This is a genomic window from Pseudomonas reactans (genome assembly GCF_013387025.1).
GTDB classification, from domain to species: domain Bacteria; phylum Pseudomonadota; class Gammaproteobacteria; order Pseudomonadales; family Pseudomonadaceae; genus Aquipseudomonas; species Aquipseudomonas reactans.
Genome location: NZ_JACAQP010000021.1, coordinates 69,946 through 86,145, shown reverse-complemented (window position 1 = coordinate 86,145; position 16,200 = coordinate 69,946). Strand labels below are relative to the sequence as shown.

The window sequence follows — 16,200 nt, the reverse complement described above, 5'->3', positions numbered from 1 at the left end:
GTTGTTTACCTTGGAGGAGCGCGCTGTGTGCGCTTGCAACAAGGGGTAGAGCAGGGAGTGTGCCAACTGGCCACCGCCCAGCGGGGCTGGGGCTTTGCCTGGCATGGCGGGCAATTTGTGTCGCAAGAGCTACAATTTTTGTAGCTTGCTACAAACAAGATGAGTGCTTGCGTGGAAAGGATGCTTTGCGCGTTCATGCGCGCCTATTCAATCAAGGAACTGTGACCATGTTGAGGATCACATGCGCTGCACTCGCTGGTTTGCTTGGCCTGTGGGGCTTTTCAAACGCAGCCGTGGCCGAGGGCATCACCGGTGAAGTGGGCGCGGGCGTCAGTTATCAGCCCCATGACCCCTCCGGCAGCCGCTATGAAACTCGACCCGTGCCCTACCTGGACCTGGATTGGGGCAGCGTCAGCCTAAGCACCGATGACGGCTTGACCTGGAGCGCGCTCAACACCCAGGGGCTGACCGCCGGCCCCTATATCAACTACCTGTCGGGGCGCACGTCCAATGGCGATCTGCAGGGCCTGCGCAATGTGTCGGACATGGCGGAAGTCGGTGGTTTCATCCAATACGCCCCGGCTGATTTCTGGCGGGTCTACGCGCAACTGGGGCAAGCCGTGGGCGGGGGGCATTCGCAGAGCGGTGCCCTGGGCAAAGTCGGCGGCGAACTGGGCTATCCCCTGGGTGGCGGGATTATCGGCAGCAGCGGCCTGGTCGCACATTTTGCCGATGCGCGCCAGACCAACACGTTTTTCGGCGTGGATGACAACGAGGCCGCGGCCACGGGCTTTCGCCCCTATAACGCCAGTGGCGGCTTCCAGAACCTGACGCTGACCCAGAGTTTCGAGTTTCCCCTGGCGGCTAAATGGTCATTGCTGACCAGCGCCAGTTGGGTTCACCTCGTCGGCTCGGCGGCCGACAGCAGCATCGTGCGGCAGACCGGCGACGTGAACCAAGGCCAGGTGCAGACGGCTATCAGCTACAAGTTCGATTAGGTTGGTCTGGGGTTTGCAGTGAGGTCCTGGAATCCATTTTTCCAGGACACTCTTCATGGCTCGCCCCGCTTACCGCCTGTTGCATCATTCGCTGTGGGATCTGATCCCCATTGCCCTGGGCCTGGCACATTTCGCCTTTGTCATTTGGCTGGTCACCGCCTTCCATAGTCTGAGCTGGTGGGCGCTCGTGCCCCTGGCGCTGGTCTACGCGATCAGCCTGTCGTGGAGCATCAACAGCATCTCCCACAACCAGATCCACAACGCCTACTTCACCCATCGTGCGATGAACCGGGCGTTCGATCTGCTGCTGTCGGTGACCATCGGCTTTTCCCAGACGCTCTATCGCGATATCCACAACCGCCATCACCGTGGCAACGCCGACCTGCCTGGGCCGGACGGTAAAACCATCGACCCGCTGTCGATCTACCAGCGCGGCCACAATGGCCAGCCGGAAAACCCGTGGGCCTACACCTTCCTGAGTTTTTTCCGCGACGATCCCAAGCCGTTCTACGACGAAATGAAGCGCAAGCGCCCGGCGGATGCACGCTGGGTCAAGGTTGAGATCGGCGTGACGGTGGCGTTTTATATCGCCCTGGCCTTCTACAACTGGCAGGCGGTGCTGTGGCTGTTGCCGTTCTGGTACCTGGGCCAGTGCCTGTCATCGCTCAATGGCTACTACGAACACTTCGGCGGCAACCCGGACCTGCCGATCGCCTGGGGCGTGAGTTCCTACAGCGTGCTATACAACCTGATCTGGATGAACAACGGCTATCACGCCGAGCACCACTACCGGCCGAAGATGCACTGGACCCAGGTAAAGGCGTTTCATCGCGAGATTGCCGAGCAGCAGCGTGCGGCAGGGGTCAAGGCGCTTGCGGTGTCCCATGGTTTAGGGTTCTTGGTGGCACACCGCAAACCCTAGGCACTCAGTTTTCTTCGCCCTCTGCCAGGAGGGCGATACCGCCAATGATCACCGCCACCCCCACCCAGTGCAGCGGGCTGATATGTTCCCCCAGCCCCAGCCACGAACCGAGCAGCACCACCACAAACACCAGTGAACTCAGCGGAAACGCCAGGGACAGGCTACTGCGCCGCAGGATCAGCATCCACACGAAAAACGCGCCGATGTAACTGGCGATCGCTGCCAGAATCCCGGGGTTACGCGCTACGTCCGCCAGCCACTGCCAGCTCAAATCCATCTGCCCCAACTGATCCCCGGCCACTTTGGTAAACAACTGGCCGGCGCTTTCGGTACAGATCAACAAGGCCCACAGCACCACCGTGCCGAGGCGCCCGTGCAGCCATCCATTATTCATCGTTTGCGTACTCATGCCTGACTCCCTGCAATGGCTACCAACATCACGCCTAAGGTAATCACCAGCGTGCCCAGCCAGCGGCGGCGGCTGACGGTTTCGCCCAGCACCACCTTGCCCGCCAGCACCACGCCGCAATAAGCCAGCGCAGCGGCCGGAAACAGCAGGCTCAACGGCGCACGGGACAAGGCTTCGAGCCACACGAAGAACTCGACGGCATAGGCGCCGATCCCGGCCCACAACAACGGCGCATTGAACACCTGGCCCCAGAACGCATTCAGGCGAAAACCGCCGTCCAGTTCAGGCAAACGGTCGAGGCCGATCTTGAAACACAACTGGCCGATCACATCGAGCACGATGGAAAACGCCACCAGCAACACCACGGTCAACGTCACGGGAACAGCTCCTCAAACAGGTCGATCAGGGCTTCATTGGTGGCCGCATTACGCTGCAGATCTTCCGCGCTCCAGCGCTCGGGCGGTGGCTGGTCGGACTTGGCTTCCCAACGCTTGAACGCATTGCTGAAGGCGGGGGTGGCGAACTCGCCGCACACGTCGATGCCGATGATGCGTTTACGCGCTGCCAAGGCCCGCAAGGCTTGCAGCAGATGGGTCAGGCGCATGCCGCCCTGGTCCCAGTTGGTGGCCGCGTCTTCGCTGGCGAGTACGTCTTTGTCGATGGTGATCCAGATCGCTTCGGTGGGCAGGCTGGTGATCATCTGATCGAGGAATTGAGCCCAATCCAGCTCGGCCAGGTTGCGCCAGTACAGGTGGTTTTCCTGCTGCTGGTGACCGGCGCCATCCCCTACCCGGCCCCAGACTTTCGACGGCGGATGCTGCCAAGGAAACAACTGCAAGTGCCCGCGCTTGAGGGCACCGAGGTTACCCCCGCGCAGTTGCGGGTTGTGCAGGTCATCGCTGCACGGGCCGAGGGTGACGATGCGCTTGATCGCCGGCATCTTCAGCGCGCGGTTGACCCACGAACCACAGTGGCGCTTGGGCGCAAAGCGTACCCAGTCGGGGTGATTGTCGAAGTGGATCAGGCTGATGGGTTCTTTCAGGTCGGCGAGAAAGGCCGGCGTGAGGTGATGATAGTCGCCGGAGCCGACAAACAGGATTTCCGGCCGCGCATCGGTGGGCCGGGGCCGTTGGGCCAGGCGTTCGGCGAAGCGCTTCCAGGTTTTTTCGGTGGACCACAGGCGCAGCTTGGGGCCCAGGTCCAGCAGGTCGATACGCGTGGCACGGCCGCTGGCCAGACGCCGGGCAATCGGTGCCTGGCCGGTGAGGCTGTGGTCGAGGTCAAGAATGTTCAAGGTAATGTTTCACCCCTAATGGCAGCGCCCATCCGGTACCGGATGGGCTTTAGGGGGTCAATGCAAGGGACGGGCCAGCGCTTAGCCTTTGGCCTCTTGGATGATCTGGCGGATCGCCCCCACAAAGGCTTCCGCCGGCTGGCCGCCGCTGACGGCGTACTGGTCGTTGAACACGATGGTCGGCACCGAGGTCACGCCACGGGAGATCCACAGTTGCTCTTGCTCGCGCACTTCAGCGGCGTATTCATCGGAGGCGAGAATCTCGGCCGCACGCTGGATATCCAGGCCGACGCTTTCGGCGATCATCGCCAGGGTGGCGTGATCGGACGGGTCCTGGCCATCAGTGAAATACGCCTTGAACAGCGCTTCCTTGAGGTTGTACTGCAAGCCTTCCAGCCCGGCCCAATGCAGCAGGCGATGCGCGTCGAAGGTGTTGTAGATGCGGCTTTGGCCGTCGGTGCGGAACGAGAAGCCCAACCCGGCGCCCAGGTCGCGGATACGCTCGCGGTTGGCCTGGGATTGCTCGGCGGTGGAACCGTACTTTTCGGTGATGTGCTCGACGATGTTCTGACCGATGGCAGGCATGTTCGGGTTCAACTCGAACGGCTGGAAATGGATCTCGGCCTGCACCTCGGCGCCCAGTTGGTCGAGGGCCTCAGTCAGGCCACGCAGGCCGATGATGCACCAGGGGCAGGACACGTCGCTGACGAAATCGATTTTCAGGGGAGTACTCATGACAGGCAACCTCGCAGGCGCAAATGGGCCACAAAGGTTGCACGATACACCAATGTCACAACACCTTCGAAGGCTCGCCCAGGTCAATCTGCGCCCAATGCGCCGCGTCTTCGCGATGGGCTTGCAGGTACGGCAACACCGCCGTCAGCAGCGGCGCCTTGAACGCTTCCTGGAAACGATGGGCCATGCCGGGAATCAGCTTCAACTGGCTGCCCTGGATATGCGCCGCGAGGTGCACGCCATGCATCACCGGCAACAGCGGGTCGGCGGTGCCGTGCACCACCAGGGTCGGTACGCGCAGTTGGTTGAGCAACGGTACGCGGCTCGGCTCGGCGAGGATCGCCATGATCTGGCGCTTCACGCCGTCCGGGTTGAAGGCGCGGTCGTAGGACAGCGCCGCCTGGTGCAACAGCGTCTGGCGATCATCCGTCACGTTCGGGCTGCCTAGGGCCGCCAGCAGATCGGCCTGCTGTTCCAGGGCCACTTCACGGTTTGGAGCGCTGCGCCGCGACAGCAGTTGCACCAACGCCGCATTCGGCGCCGGCAAGCCTTCGGCGCCGGAGCTGGTCATGATCAGCGTAAGGCTCTCGACCCGCTGCGGCGCCATGGCCGCCAGGTGCTGGGCGATCATGCCGCCCATGCTCGCGCCCAGCACGTGGAACTGCTGGATCTGCAGGGCGTCCATCAAGCCGATTGCGTCGTCGGCCATGTCGGTCAGCGTGTAGGGCGCCGCCACCGGCAGCCCAAGCTTGTAGCGCAGCACTTCAAAGGTCAGGTTGGCGTTGGCAGGCGCCTGGCGCCAGGTGGACAGGCCAACGTCACGGTTGTCGTAACGGATCACCCGGAAACCCTGTTGGCACAGGGCGACCACCACTTCATCCGGCCAGTGGATCAACTGCCCGCCCAGGCCCATCACCAGCAGCAACGCAGGATCAGACGCACGGCCGATGCTCTGGTAGGCGATGCTTACCTGAGCCAGGTCGACCGTTTGGGTCGGGACATTGACGTCACATCGAGAAGCCGCAAAAGACGGCAGGCCGAACAAGAAGGCGGCCAGTAAAAACAACACGCGCATGAAAAACACCGAAACGCAGAACCCCAGTAGAGCGCGAGTCTGATGAAGTTTGTACAAGCGCGCTGCCACAGTTGCGTGACAGTTTCATGAATGCCGCTCAACGGTCGGCTATCTAACTATCTATCCCTCGCCGTCGTGCTCGGCATTTTTAAATGAGGCACTGACCGGCAGAGCACCGCTCTGCCCTTTTTTTGAGTGCCGCCCCATGACCGATACACCCGACACGCTCTCCCCCATTGTCGTGCGCGACTTCCCGCAGCCCTCCCGCGCCGTGACCCACCCGGTAGATGAAAGCCTGCTGCTGCAAGCCTCGACCCGTTGGCGACAGAGCCAGCAACACATGCTCGCGCTGACCACAGAGGCCCCCAGCGTACGAGCCTCGCTCAAAACGTTTATTAAGGAGCAACTGAACCTGGATGGCGACAGCGTGCAATTGCATTTTGCAGCCACCGACGACAAGCCCGAGCGCCACATTACACTCACCCAGGCGTGTGCCTTTGTTCATCAATTCCCCGCCCACGCCTCGCTATATCTGCATTGCCGGGTCATGGGCCTACCGGATGATCAACAGCAGTACGCGGCGCAGCCGTTTGAATTGCTCAAGCACTTCACGCAACTTAACGTACACCAGGCCCTGAGATCCGCCTGGGTCACCTACTGGTGGTTCACCCGCGCGCCCGGCACGCCGGTATCGCGTCGCGACCACGCCATCGCGCAATACAGCGACCACCTCCAGGCGGCTGCACAATGGGCCTGCGCATCGGGCAGCATCACGGCGGACCAGTTGAAGCCACTGCTCAAAGTGCTCGACCCGCCGGCCGGAGAGCTGCAACTGGACGGCCAAAAGATCTATACCGAACAACTGCTGCTCAAGCGTGCGGGCCACAAAAATGTGGAGTTGCCTGGCGCGCTGGTCATCACCCTGGATACCGACATCGTCCTCCAGTTGTTGTATCTGCCAGCCCAGGAACCGGCGTTGCGGCTGTTCAACAACCGCAACAGCATGGAACAGTGGCTGCTCACTCAGACCGAGCTGTTCCCGGGGGTGGCTCAGGTTACCAGCGAGCACCTGATCGATTACCGCGAAGTCAGCGACGCCCTGCAAACCGGCGTGACCCACTTACTGGAGGAACGCCTCACACAGAAGCAGGCCAGCCTGCAATACCCACATGGCCGAGACCTCGCCGAGCATGGGCATCGCGCCCTGAAAGCGGCCGACCAGGTTGACCTCCAGCAACGCAGCCTGGGGGTTTTCGCCTTGGCGCCGACGTTTTCGCCTGACGACGAAGCACTGCTTGGCAGCCAACCCATGGTCTTCGCCGGCTTGACCGCCGATCTCCCATTGGAGCAGCGCCGCCGTGTACTGGGGCAGCAGCAGGAAGCGTTCAAAGCCGTGCTGGCCGATGACGCAGGCAATGACCGCCTGAGCGCCATCGGCCTCCAGCTTGAACGCCTGCACGAGGCACAGCAGCAAGCCCACGCAGCGGCGAGCGCTCTGTGGGATCAGCCCCTGGCCAACCTGCTGGAGCTATCCCAACAGGCCAATCCGAACTACCACACCTTGCTCCAGGCAAGGCTCAACGGCTTGCTCGCCGAGGCCAGCCTGCAACTTCAGTTGGCTCAGATCTCCGACGCCGAACACAACATGCTCCTGAGCGCATTTGACCCGCCCAACGCCCCAAACCCCGAATTAAAGGTCTCGGTAGCCACGCTAATTGTGTCAACCCGCGAACGCACCAATGGCGAACGCAAAATCAAGAGCAAAGAACTCGATGGGGTCCTGCTCATCACGCGTGAGGAGGCGCTGCTTAACCCTTCATCTTCACAGAATCTGTTGTTGTATTGGCCAGGCAGCCATGGCGGGCTCCAGCGCTTCGACTCTCTCAAGTCCGTTGAACAATGGTTGAAAGTGATGCCGTCTAATGGCTCATCGCTGGAACTCGCCCTGCTCAATCAAACCCCGTTTGACTACAGCCTCACGGCGCAACTGGATGGTTGGGTCGTAAAAATCGAGGAGATGTTGGCACAAGCGCCGGACGATACCGAACGCCAAACCCGGGAGTTGGCCCCCATGCGCCTGCAAGCCCTGCATGAGCTGGGCGTACCCGCCAATGCCGTACGGGAACTGGCCTATGCGCAGGTGCAGGAGCAACACCAGAGCGGCGCACTGGCCGGGCAGTTGCCCACCTGGCTTGGCCAGATAGCGGCAACGGACAGGCGCGAACTCAAGACGCTGCTCGAAGCCTACCTTCGCGCTTTAGAGCAGGCCGAGGCCGCGTTGGGCGTGAAGCTGCCGCTGGTCAGCGATTTTTGCAAAAAGCACCTGGACGCACGCCTGTCACGGGACTTTTCACTCAGTCAGCCGTTCAGTATTCAACTCGACCTGCCCGAGTCGGTCAGCCATCAACAGCACTTCGTTGCGGCACCGGGTGCGCCGGGCACACCGACCAAGACCGTGCCAGTCCCGAGTGCCACCCGGGTGAAAATGTCTCTGGAAGCGTTGGCGCTGAGTAATATCGACACCACGATCTCTGAGCGATTGTCGTTCATGAACGTTGAACTGCGCCCCCTGGGCGCCACGCAGAACCAGGCCCTTACCGCCGGACTTACTGCCAACTACCTGCGCAGACTGGTGCCTGAGCTGGACCTGGCCCAGCGTTACGAAACCCTGATCGTCGAGACCTATCAGGGCGCGGATCGCGAAGCGGACTTCACCCGCGCCCACCGGCTTGAGTGCCTTATAGAGCCCTATCGCCTGATGCTAAAGCTCCAAGGGCGCCAAACATTTCTGCAGAAGCTCATCAATGCCAACGAGTTGGAAGCCTTCAATTTCGCCATCGACGCGGGTTCATCCCACATTGAGTTGCTGCCTGCATTCCTGAGCGTCGGCGGAACCGATACGGCAGACGGCCCGAGCACCTTGTCCGGGATCACCTTTATCCGCCAGAAAAACACCGGGAGTACCCTGCTCTATCTGCCTGACAGCCCGGACGGAGACTACCTGCGTAGCTACACCAGCCTTGAAGCCGCCCGCCAGGCCCTGTTCAACCGATGCCTGAGCAGCAAGATGGTGAGCTACCTCGCCAGTCGCGCCTTGCTGGGCACCGCCGCCAACCACATAAGCCGGATCAACCAGGCTGTGCTCCGGCACTTCGACGCATTGATTGGTGTAGGCGTGCCCTGGCCAGCCACCACGTCACTGGCGAGTCATCTGCTCAATGCGCAAATGGGCCGTGTGATTGAAGCCCACCGCGCCAGCTCGCGGTCCAACAGCGCATTGTTCCTGGAACAGTACGCGGTGAAAGGCACCCAGGCCTTCAATTACATCAAGATGGCGCTCGGCGTGGTGCCTGTCGTGGGTACGGTGATCGGCGTCATCGATGCCTGGGACAGCGCCAATGACGCTGTCGACGCCTTCCGGCGCGGCGAGCACGCCCAAGGCATGCAGCACATCACTCTCGTGTTGCAGTCACTGATCGATGCCGGTGTGGATGTCGCCAGCGGCGTGTTGATCAGCCCCAATGCGGCGCGCGCCCGAACCCTGGGCCGCCAACTGCGTAATGCGTTCAAGGGCGGCGGGTTCCTGCAACCCCCCATGAGCCGTAAAGCCCAACATGTCGCCGAGCGTTTCAAAGGGTACGAATATGAAAAAGTGATTACCCTGGCGCCCCTGAATCCCGCGACGCACGGTCTATACCGCAACATCTACCGTCATGCCGACGGCGATTTTATTGTGCGCCAGGGCAATAGCTACCGGGTCGAACTGCACAACGGCCACTGGCGCTTGAGTGGCAACTCAGTAAAAACCTACAAACAACCGATTGCCCTGGATGAAGCCGGCCAATGGGACACCCACTTCGGTGTCTACGGCACCGCGCAACCCGGTGGGTTGGCCGGAGGTGGCGGCGTGCTCGGGTATATGGCTGACAGGCTGGACCCGCTTTGGCCCCTGGCCATTCGCAGGCAGTTGCCGGTCTGGTGGACCGACCCTGTGCTGCGCCATCAGTTGGCACTCAATAGCACCATCAATACCCTGGGCAGCCGACTTGATACGCAACTCGCCTCGACGGCCAACCTGCAGAACCTGAACAACCAGAGTAATCTCGCCACCCGTAAAACATTGGTGCCAACCCTCTACCAGGCTTATGCAAAAGACATCGACTTGGCGATACAGCACGCCAACGCAATTGACGACGTGATTACGTTCAGCCCCGCAGCCGAACACATGAGCCTCAAAGGCATGCAGAGCCGCGATGCCTGGATTGTGACCAGCAGAAGCCTGGAGCAGCTTAAAAGTGCCGCGGCTAACCTGGAGGCGCTGACCCATCAATTCAACGCAATCACCCTTCCTGAGGTACGGCCGGACGCCGTCCTGAATTTTCTGCAAAACCGAAAACGAATCAGCCAGAACCTGTTGCGTGAGCTCGACCGGATCGACAGTACCTTCACGGTGATCAACGAATGGAACAACAAGATCAACCTCAGGGCGCAGGAAAGCATGGTGCGCACCCAAGGACTAGACGCCCGCAAGACCGCGCAGCAAATCAATCTGGACGTGCAGGAGACGCTTAAGCAGTTGGGAGACGTTCGCAATGAGGTGGCGCAGTGGAACGAGCTCTATGACCTGGAGTTCCGTCTGCACCTCAGAACAGTCCACAGCATCGAAACTTTCAACCGCTATGACCACGTCACCGATTACTCGTGGCTGTATTTGCAGTCCGAAGTCAACCGCGTCTACGTCGATGCTCACCTGGCCCTGACCACGCATTATTCGCTGACAAGCACAACGACCACCGTCAGCCAGCGCACCCGCATCCTCAACGAATGCATCGCCGCCTATGAGCGTTTCAGCCTCAGCCTTAAAACCCTGAGTACAGGCTACCCGCAACATTTTGACCTGGATAACCTGGGCGCACTGCTGCTCAACCTTGAGCGCATTCGCGAACTGGCGCTTAGACGTATCGGCACTGCATCGCCTGTTCGCCGTCAGCCACCCAATATACCCAAAGGCACGGTGTTTGAAACCGAAGACAACCGGCTGTTGATCGGGGTAAAAAGCACCGACCCGCGTACCAACACCACGCGCTACACCATCGACAACCTCAACGGCCGCACGGAAACCTGGGAGCTGCGGCCGAGCGGCAAAGCCCAGCGCCAAGCCGCCCCAGAGGTTCAGCCGCCACCTGAGGCGAACGTAAAATCGGTGTTGGTAACCGAAGCCCAAAAACGCCTGCAAGCCGTACCGACGTACCAGGCCAAAGTCGACGCGTACGCCAGGCAAGGCATGTTGCCGGTAGACCTTGAACACATGCTGGTCAGCGAAGCCGCCGAGCTGACCCTGCGCTCAAACCGCATTGAGCGGCTTGACCCTGAAGACGCAATCATCGAGCAACTAAGGAGCGCCTCGACGGAACTGACCGCCAGGGGCCGCACCCTGCGTACCCAACAATCACTGGACAGCAAAAAACCCACCGACGGCATGTTGGATGACCTGGTGAGACAACGGGTGGTCGACGTGCGCCGCACCACCCCCATCACAGAGTTGGGCAGACGCCCCGGTGGGCATCGGGATTTCATGCAGGAATATGAAGTCTGGGACCTGACCTCAACCCCGCCGCGCCCGCTGTGGTATGCGCACTTCCATTACAACCGCCGTGCGGCGCCCTTCGACGAATTCGAAAAGGCCCACCTGAAACTTCCGGAGCACCGCTACCTGACCCATGCCGATGACCCGTCGCTGCCGTTCTCCGACATTGGCAGGCAGTCCGTGGCATTGACTCATATCCGCCCATTGTGGGTGGCCCAATAGCCGTAGAGCATGAAAAGCCGCAGCGCCCTGCGGCTTTTCATCAAGGCGTAGGAATCACAGTTTCAGGAACAGCTTTTCATCCAGAGGCGGGCCTATGCGGGCCCTGACGATCTGCTCAACGACACGGTTGTTACCCGCCTCCGCGATCAAGTCCTTTTGAGTCTTGGCGCGCTGCGAAGGTATTTTCAAGTGCGCAGCGGTATAGAGGTTGCGGGGTGAGCCTTTTACCGGGTAATGAAAGTGGGCGTACCAAAGGACATCGACTTTGCCTTTGTCACGTACCGCGTACTCGGTGAAGACGTCGCCACTTTTGGTCGCTGTATCCCGCCGTACCAGGTTGATATCGACGAAGCCATGCTTCCACAGGTAGTCGATATTTTCCGGTTTGGGCGGGAGCACCTTGTAGCCGTCGGCGCAATGCTGGCGAGCTTTCTTCAGCAGATCGTCGGCCTGCGCACGCCATTGCTTGACCAGCTGTTCGGTTTCGGGCCTTGCGCTATGGCTGTTTTCGGCTTGCAAGGCCGTGGCTTGCAGTCGGTCGGCTTGAGCTTCCAGCATGTCGTTCCAGTCCAACGGGTTGATACCTTCCCTGCGCTGCGGGTCGTTGAGTTTCTTTTTCTGAAAGGCTATCGAGCGTTCAATCCCGGCACTGTCTTCGAGCAGTTTCTGGGCGTCGGCCTTGAGCGTCGACAGGGACTTGGGCGACGGTGCAGGCCTTGGGGGCTCAGCGGGCACGATCTTTACCCACTCGCCGTCACTGGGGTGCTCGCTGTAACTGGCGACGGGCTTGCCGGTTTGCAGATCCATCACATCAATGATGGTGGTTGTTGAGCCTGACTCTTGAGGGCGTGTGGTGCCAATCAGGGTTTCCTTGTCACGGGTTCTGAACGTTCGCTGGCCCGCCGGCTTTTGTTGTTGATCGATGCGCGCAACCGCCGCAGGCACCAACGATTGTTCCTCTCGAATCACTTCGGCCAGATCTGCTTGGGCATCACCGATAGCTTCATTGAGGCGCTCGACAAAAAGTTGTTGGTATTGAGCCCGCATCAAGCCGGGATTGGCTTCTTGCAGCGACAGGCTATCGCTGAGTACCTGCTGGTACTTGCCGATAACGGTTTCCAGCGTCGCCTTGCGCTCACTCAAGGTGTAGCCGGTGTACTGCCGTTGGTCCATATGGGCCCGGTAGATCGGGATCAGATTGGTTTCCTTGAATCGCCTCAGGTGAAACAGCTCAGCCGGGGCAACCGTTCGGGCATTACGGTCCTGGCTCAGCTCTTTCAGGTTCGACAGCGTGGACAGTTTCATGCGCAGTGCGGTATTGGCGGGTGGTTGCTTGTCTTGAAGCTTTAGAAAGAGCGCAGCCTTCGTCTTGCCAAACGAAGAGTCGTTCGTCCATTTCTCAAGGGCGGTAGCAGAGACAAGGGCGGCTTCTTTCACGTTTTCCAGGTCCTGATAGACCTTCGCGAAATTGTCGATCACCTCGCCGTAGGCACTGACCGAACCTGTTCTTGCCTCATCGACCACCTCTGCCATGGGTCTTCCACTCGGGAGGAACTGGTTACTGTCGTCAACCAGGCTTGTGTAGAACGTTTCGATTTGGCGGTAGTTGTAGAGCATCTCGCCAAAGAGCGTGGAGCGTAATTGCTTTTCATCGGAGAGGTCGTCAAGCGCGCCCATCTTTTTCGGTTGAATCATCTCAATACTGTCTTGAAGGGCTGCACTGTTGCGTTGAGTACGTTGCTTGAGTTCTGCGAACTCATGGTCGATTTTCACCCTGAGCGTTTTTGTAATCTCCAACTGCTTTAAGTAGGGGTCGAGAAAGCGCTGTTGCTGCTCCCCGGTGGTGGACAGGCTCCAGAGTGTGCGCAGTTTTCTACGGGCGCTGTGGTAATCGCTGATGGTTGCCACCAATTCATCACGCGCCTCCTCTCGCAGCTTGTTTAGCGGTGCCGCGTCCAACAGGCTCTGATTGAAGCGGGCATTGCGCTCTTGCCTGGCCTGCAGGTTCTGTTTGACCGTTTCGGCAACGCCGCCTTTTTTCGGCATGCCTCCCCGTAACCGAAGGCTGCTATCGAAATGCCATTGGCCCAGCCCGTCACTGCTCACCGGCGGCCCGGTACGCGCCTTGTTGTGCTCATCGATGATGAATACACCGTCAACGTCGTTGGCCGCCCTGAACCAGCGATTGTCGATCTTGGCATACAGCCGATCCTGACTCAGGTACAAGCCCTTTTTTGGCCCATCGGCAATTACTGCGCCAGCGTCTTCAGGCGCCGGAACCACAAACGAATCTATGTGTGCCCGCTGGCGCTCGGTCAATCGGCGGGGCGTTGAAAACGCAAAATCCAGCTCGGTCGTGTTATCGCCAATAACGCCAACAGTCGGCTCCACAGGACTTTGGCTGATGGTCGCGCGATGGGTGATCGGCTCCTGGCTCGGCGCACGGCGTCCAGGGCCACCGGCCAAAGGAATCTCCTTGAGCGTGTCGAGCGTCACGGGGGGCCGAGTCATGTCAGCCGGTACAGAGTGGGTCAACAACATGCCCATGTTGAGCAACAAGTCCACCACTACCGCCGCTGAGTCTCCCTGGTTATTGGGGTCAGACAGCTTCCTGATATCGTCCTCGCTACCGGCCAACTGTAGCAGCCACCCGGCCATCGCCCCCGGCCCGCGCATCACTGGCAGCAGTGTATTGAACAGCAACCCACCCAGCTCCTTATAGGAAGCCCAGCGGCTTTGTGCATCCGATACGGATTGCCCCTGGGCCAGGTGGACCAGGCTGTGGGTATTGCTTTGAAACAAGTGCTGCATCAGGCGGCCTTGCTCCAGGTCCTGGCGCAAGGTGCTGGCCGTACCATAGCCATCCACGGCCAGTGCGGTCGGTGCCGGAGTGGGAGGCGCGTCGAACTCGTTGAACATACCGTAGCGGGCAATGTTCGGGATCTTGAATCCACCGTTACCGTACACCGCGCGGGTTCTGTCATCGGGCAACCAGGCTAGAACACTTTGCTGCAAGGGGCCGGGTTGTTGTATCGCCTCCAGCAACGCCTGGCGCGTCGCAAACTCCTGCAACGCGGGCGATAACATCGGCCGGTAGAGAACATGCGGGCCAGTAGCGGAGTCCGCAGGCTCAATCACAAACATGTTCTCGACGACATCCGGTGTCGCGCCGGGCTTGCGTAAAAAAGCCAGTGGGCGAACAACGATGTCTTGTCCATCGACTTGCTTGGCACCCCCACCCGGCGTGAACACGGCCTCGACATATGAGTAGCCGCGCGCGGTGATCCCCGCTTCGCCCTTGAGCTTGAGTTCCAGGGCCTGCATCATCAGTTGCAGGGGCACTTGCTCGGCAAACAAGGCGCTGCGCTGGCGTGATTCAGTGCTGTCGCCGAGCAGCCGTTGTTGCAGCAGTTCAGGGTAGTGCTTGCCGATATCCACTTGGGTGATGATGTCTTTGAGGCGCTGGGGTGTTGTCGGGTCGGTGATCAGTTGGCCGAGGTGACGCACTTCCATTTCGCCCTTGGGCAGCCCTGCAAGATTGCGCAAGGCCATGTCGGTCAGGCTCATGGTCACGCGTTCGATGTAGCCGCCGCCCAGGGTGCCTACGGGCACCTTGAACGTGACCTCCAGGTGTTGCGCGAGAAAACCGGTGTCCTGCAATTGAGCCTGGAGTTGTTGCTCGGTATAGGCCCGAATATCCGGAATATCCGCAAGGAAGTTACGGCCCTGATTACGCTGTACGTCGCTGGCCAACTCCAGCGCATGCTGGTGATAGGCAAAACGATCGGCTTCACTGGCGTTACGCAACCACGACGGTAGTTTTTCCTGTAGCCGCGCCACCTGATCGGTGTCTGGCGCATAGGCGCCGACGAGCCAGGGGCTGGGGTCGCTGATCAACGAAAGCCGCTGCTCCAGGTCGCTGAGACTGCTGGTTTGCGGGAGTTCGGTGACCGCCACCGCCTGCAACTGGTTATTCAGAATGATGGCGGCCTGCGCATCGAAGATATTCGCGTCTGGCTCATGACGCTTCCAGGTCAGACTGTCGAACACAAAGTCCTTTTCCAGGCGCTCTCCCCACGCCTTGCCAAACGCTTCCAGCGATTCGTAGGGCGTCACCTGGCCATTAGGACTTGCATGCAGCACCTGGGTGCTGTCGCCAACCTGGCGGGTGATCAACAGATCGGGGCTGAGCTGCGTGGCCATGTCGCCACCCTCGCGGGCGGTGGAGTCCAGGACAAAGACCCTGGCCGCGTCAGCCCCTTTGGCACTCAGGCGCTGCGAACGGTCGGGGTAGGAAACGACCTGGTCAAGCGTGGCGCGTTGCGCATCCGTGAGGCCGGGTTGTTTGAGTGCCGCGCCCCTGAGGCTGTCACTGAGCATGCCGCTCATCCACAACCAGCGACTGCTCGCAGCGGGGCCGGTAGCGCCTGCCGCGCTTTGCCCCCAATACTCCGCCAAGGCCTGTGCAAACGCGCTTTTCAGGCTTGGCCGAAGGCTACGGATCGCCAGCTCAATGACTGACAGGTCTATATCGTCTCTTTGGTTCCCCGAAGGGGCTGGCACTCTGAGGGTGGCGCCTGTGCGCTGATTGACTAGCTTCTGGGGCAATGCGTATTTGTCGGTGAAATCCAGTTGGCTGCCACTGGCAAGATGCTTGAGTGCCATATCCAACAGTGGGGTCAGGCGGTACTGCACCGGATTGTCGCCAATCGGTTCTGCTACGGAAGTCTGTGCCAGGTTGATCTCCAGATCGGGGTACTGGCTTTTGATGGCTTCGCTCAGCATGTCGCTGACCACTGAACGTACCGTGGGCCGTGTTGCGAACTGGCTGTTTACGGCGTGTGCCGCCGGGTTGCTTGTAACGGCTGGGGGCAACGGTGCGGGGGCTGCCTGCACAGGGGAGCTGACGTTGCGAAGCCGGGTAGCAGGCCATTCGGGCGTAGGCGCTGTCGACAGTG

9 protein-coding genes are annotated in these 16,200 nt (G+C 60.4%); 3 read left to right on the top strand and 6 right to left on the bottom strand.

What is annotated here, in order from left to right:
• The first annotated feature begins 227 nt into the window (after nucleotides 1-227).
• Nucleotides 228-998, top strand: coding sequence for a MipA/OmpV family protein (locus HX793_RS21035; RefSeq protein ID WP_177053268.1), 771 nt, complete (start codon nucleotides 228-230; stop codon nucleotides 996-998).
• Between the two features lie 55 nt (nucleotides 999-1,053).
• Nucleotides 1,054-1,920, top strand: coding sequence for a fatty acid desaturase family protein (locus HX793_RS21030; RefSeq protein ID WP_177053267.1), 867 nt, complete (start codon nucleotides 1,054-1,056; stop codon nucleotides 1,918-1,920).
• 4 nt (nucleotides 1,921-1,924) lie between these two features.
• Here the strand turns inward: HX793_RS21030 and HX793_RS21025 are convergent, their stop codons facing one another.
• The 5 genes from HX793_RS21025 to HX793_RS21005 form a co-directional block, all read right to left on the bottom strand.
• The gene (locus HX793_RS21025) at nucleotides 1,925-2,329 is read right to left on the bottom strand and encodes a DMT family transporter (RefSeq protein ID WP_033896394.1); all 405 of its coding nucleotides are present in this window, start codon (nucleotides 2,327-2,329) and stop codon (nucleotides 1,925-1,927) included.
• On the bottom strand, nucleotides 2,326-2,706 hold the full coding sequence (locus HX793_RS21020) for a DMT family transporter (protein WP_016977488.1): 381 nt from the start codon (nucleotides 2,704-2,706) through the stop codon (nucleotides 2,326-2,328). The genes HX793_RS21025 and HX793_RS21020 overlap by 4 nt, the downstream gene beginning before the upstream one ends.
• Nucleotides 2,703-3,623 carry an arginase family protein gene (locus tag HX793_RS21015; RefSeq protein ID WP_033896393.1) on the bottom strand — a complete coding sequence of 307 codons (921 nt, stop codon included), beginning with the start codon at nucleotides 3,621-3,623 and terminating at the stop codon, nucleotides 2,703-2,705. The genes HX793_RS21020 and HX793_RS21015 overlap by 4 nt, the downstream gene beginning before the upstream one ends.
• A gap of 81 nt (nucleotides 3,624-3,704) precedes the next feature.
• Entirely contained in the window at nucleotides 3,705-4,358 is a 654-nt protein-coding gene (locus tag HX793_RS21010; RefSeq protein WP_033896392.1) for a DsbA family oxidoreductase, read from the bottom strand.
• A 55-nt stretch (nucleotides 4,359-4,413) separates the two neighbouring features.
• Entirely contained in the window at nucleotides 4,414-5,433 is a 1,020-nt protein-coding gene (locus HX793_RS21005; protein WP_177094845.1) for an alpha/beta fold hydrolase, read from the bottom strand.
• A 205-nt stretch (nucleotides 5,434-5,638) separates the two neighbouring features.
• Here HX793_RS21005 and HX793_RS21000 point away from each other — a divergent pair, with 205 nt between their 5' ends.
• Nucleotides 5,639-11,242, top strand: a complete 5,604-nt coding sequence (locus HX793_RS21000; RefSeq protein WP_177094848.1) for a dermonecrotic toxin domain-containing protein — start codon at nucleotides 5,639-5,641, stop codon at nucleotides 11,240-11,242.
• Between the two features lie 54 nt (nucleotides 11,243-11,296).
• On the opposite strand, the gene HX793_RS20995 is transcribed toward HX793_RS21000, so the two are convergent.
• The gene (locus HX793_RS20995; RefSeq protein WP_218178588.1) at nucleotides 11,297-16,027 is read right to left on the bottom strand and encodes a dermonecrotic toxin domain-containing protein; all 4,731 of its coding nucleotides are present in this window, start codon (nucleotides 16,025-16,027) and stop codon (nucleotides 11,297-11,299) included.
• Nucleotides 16,028-16,200 lie beyond the last annotated feature (173 nt).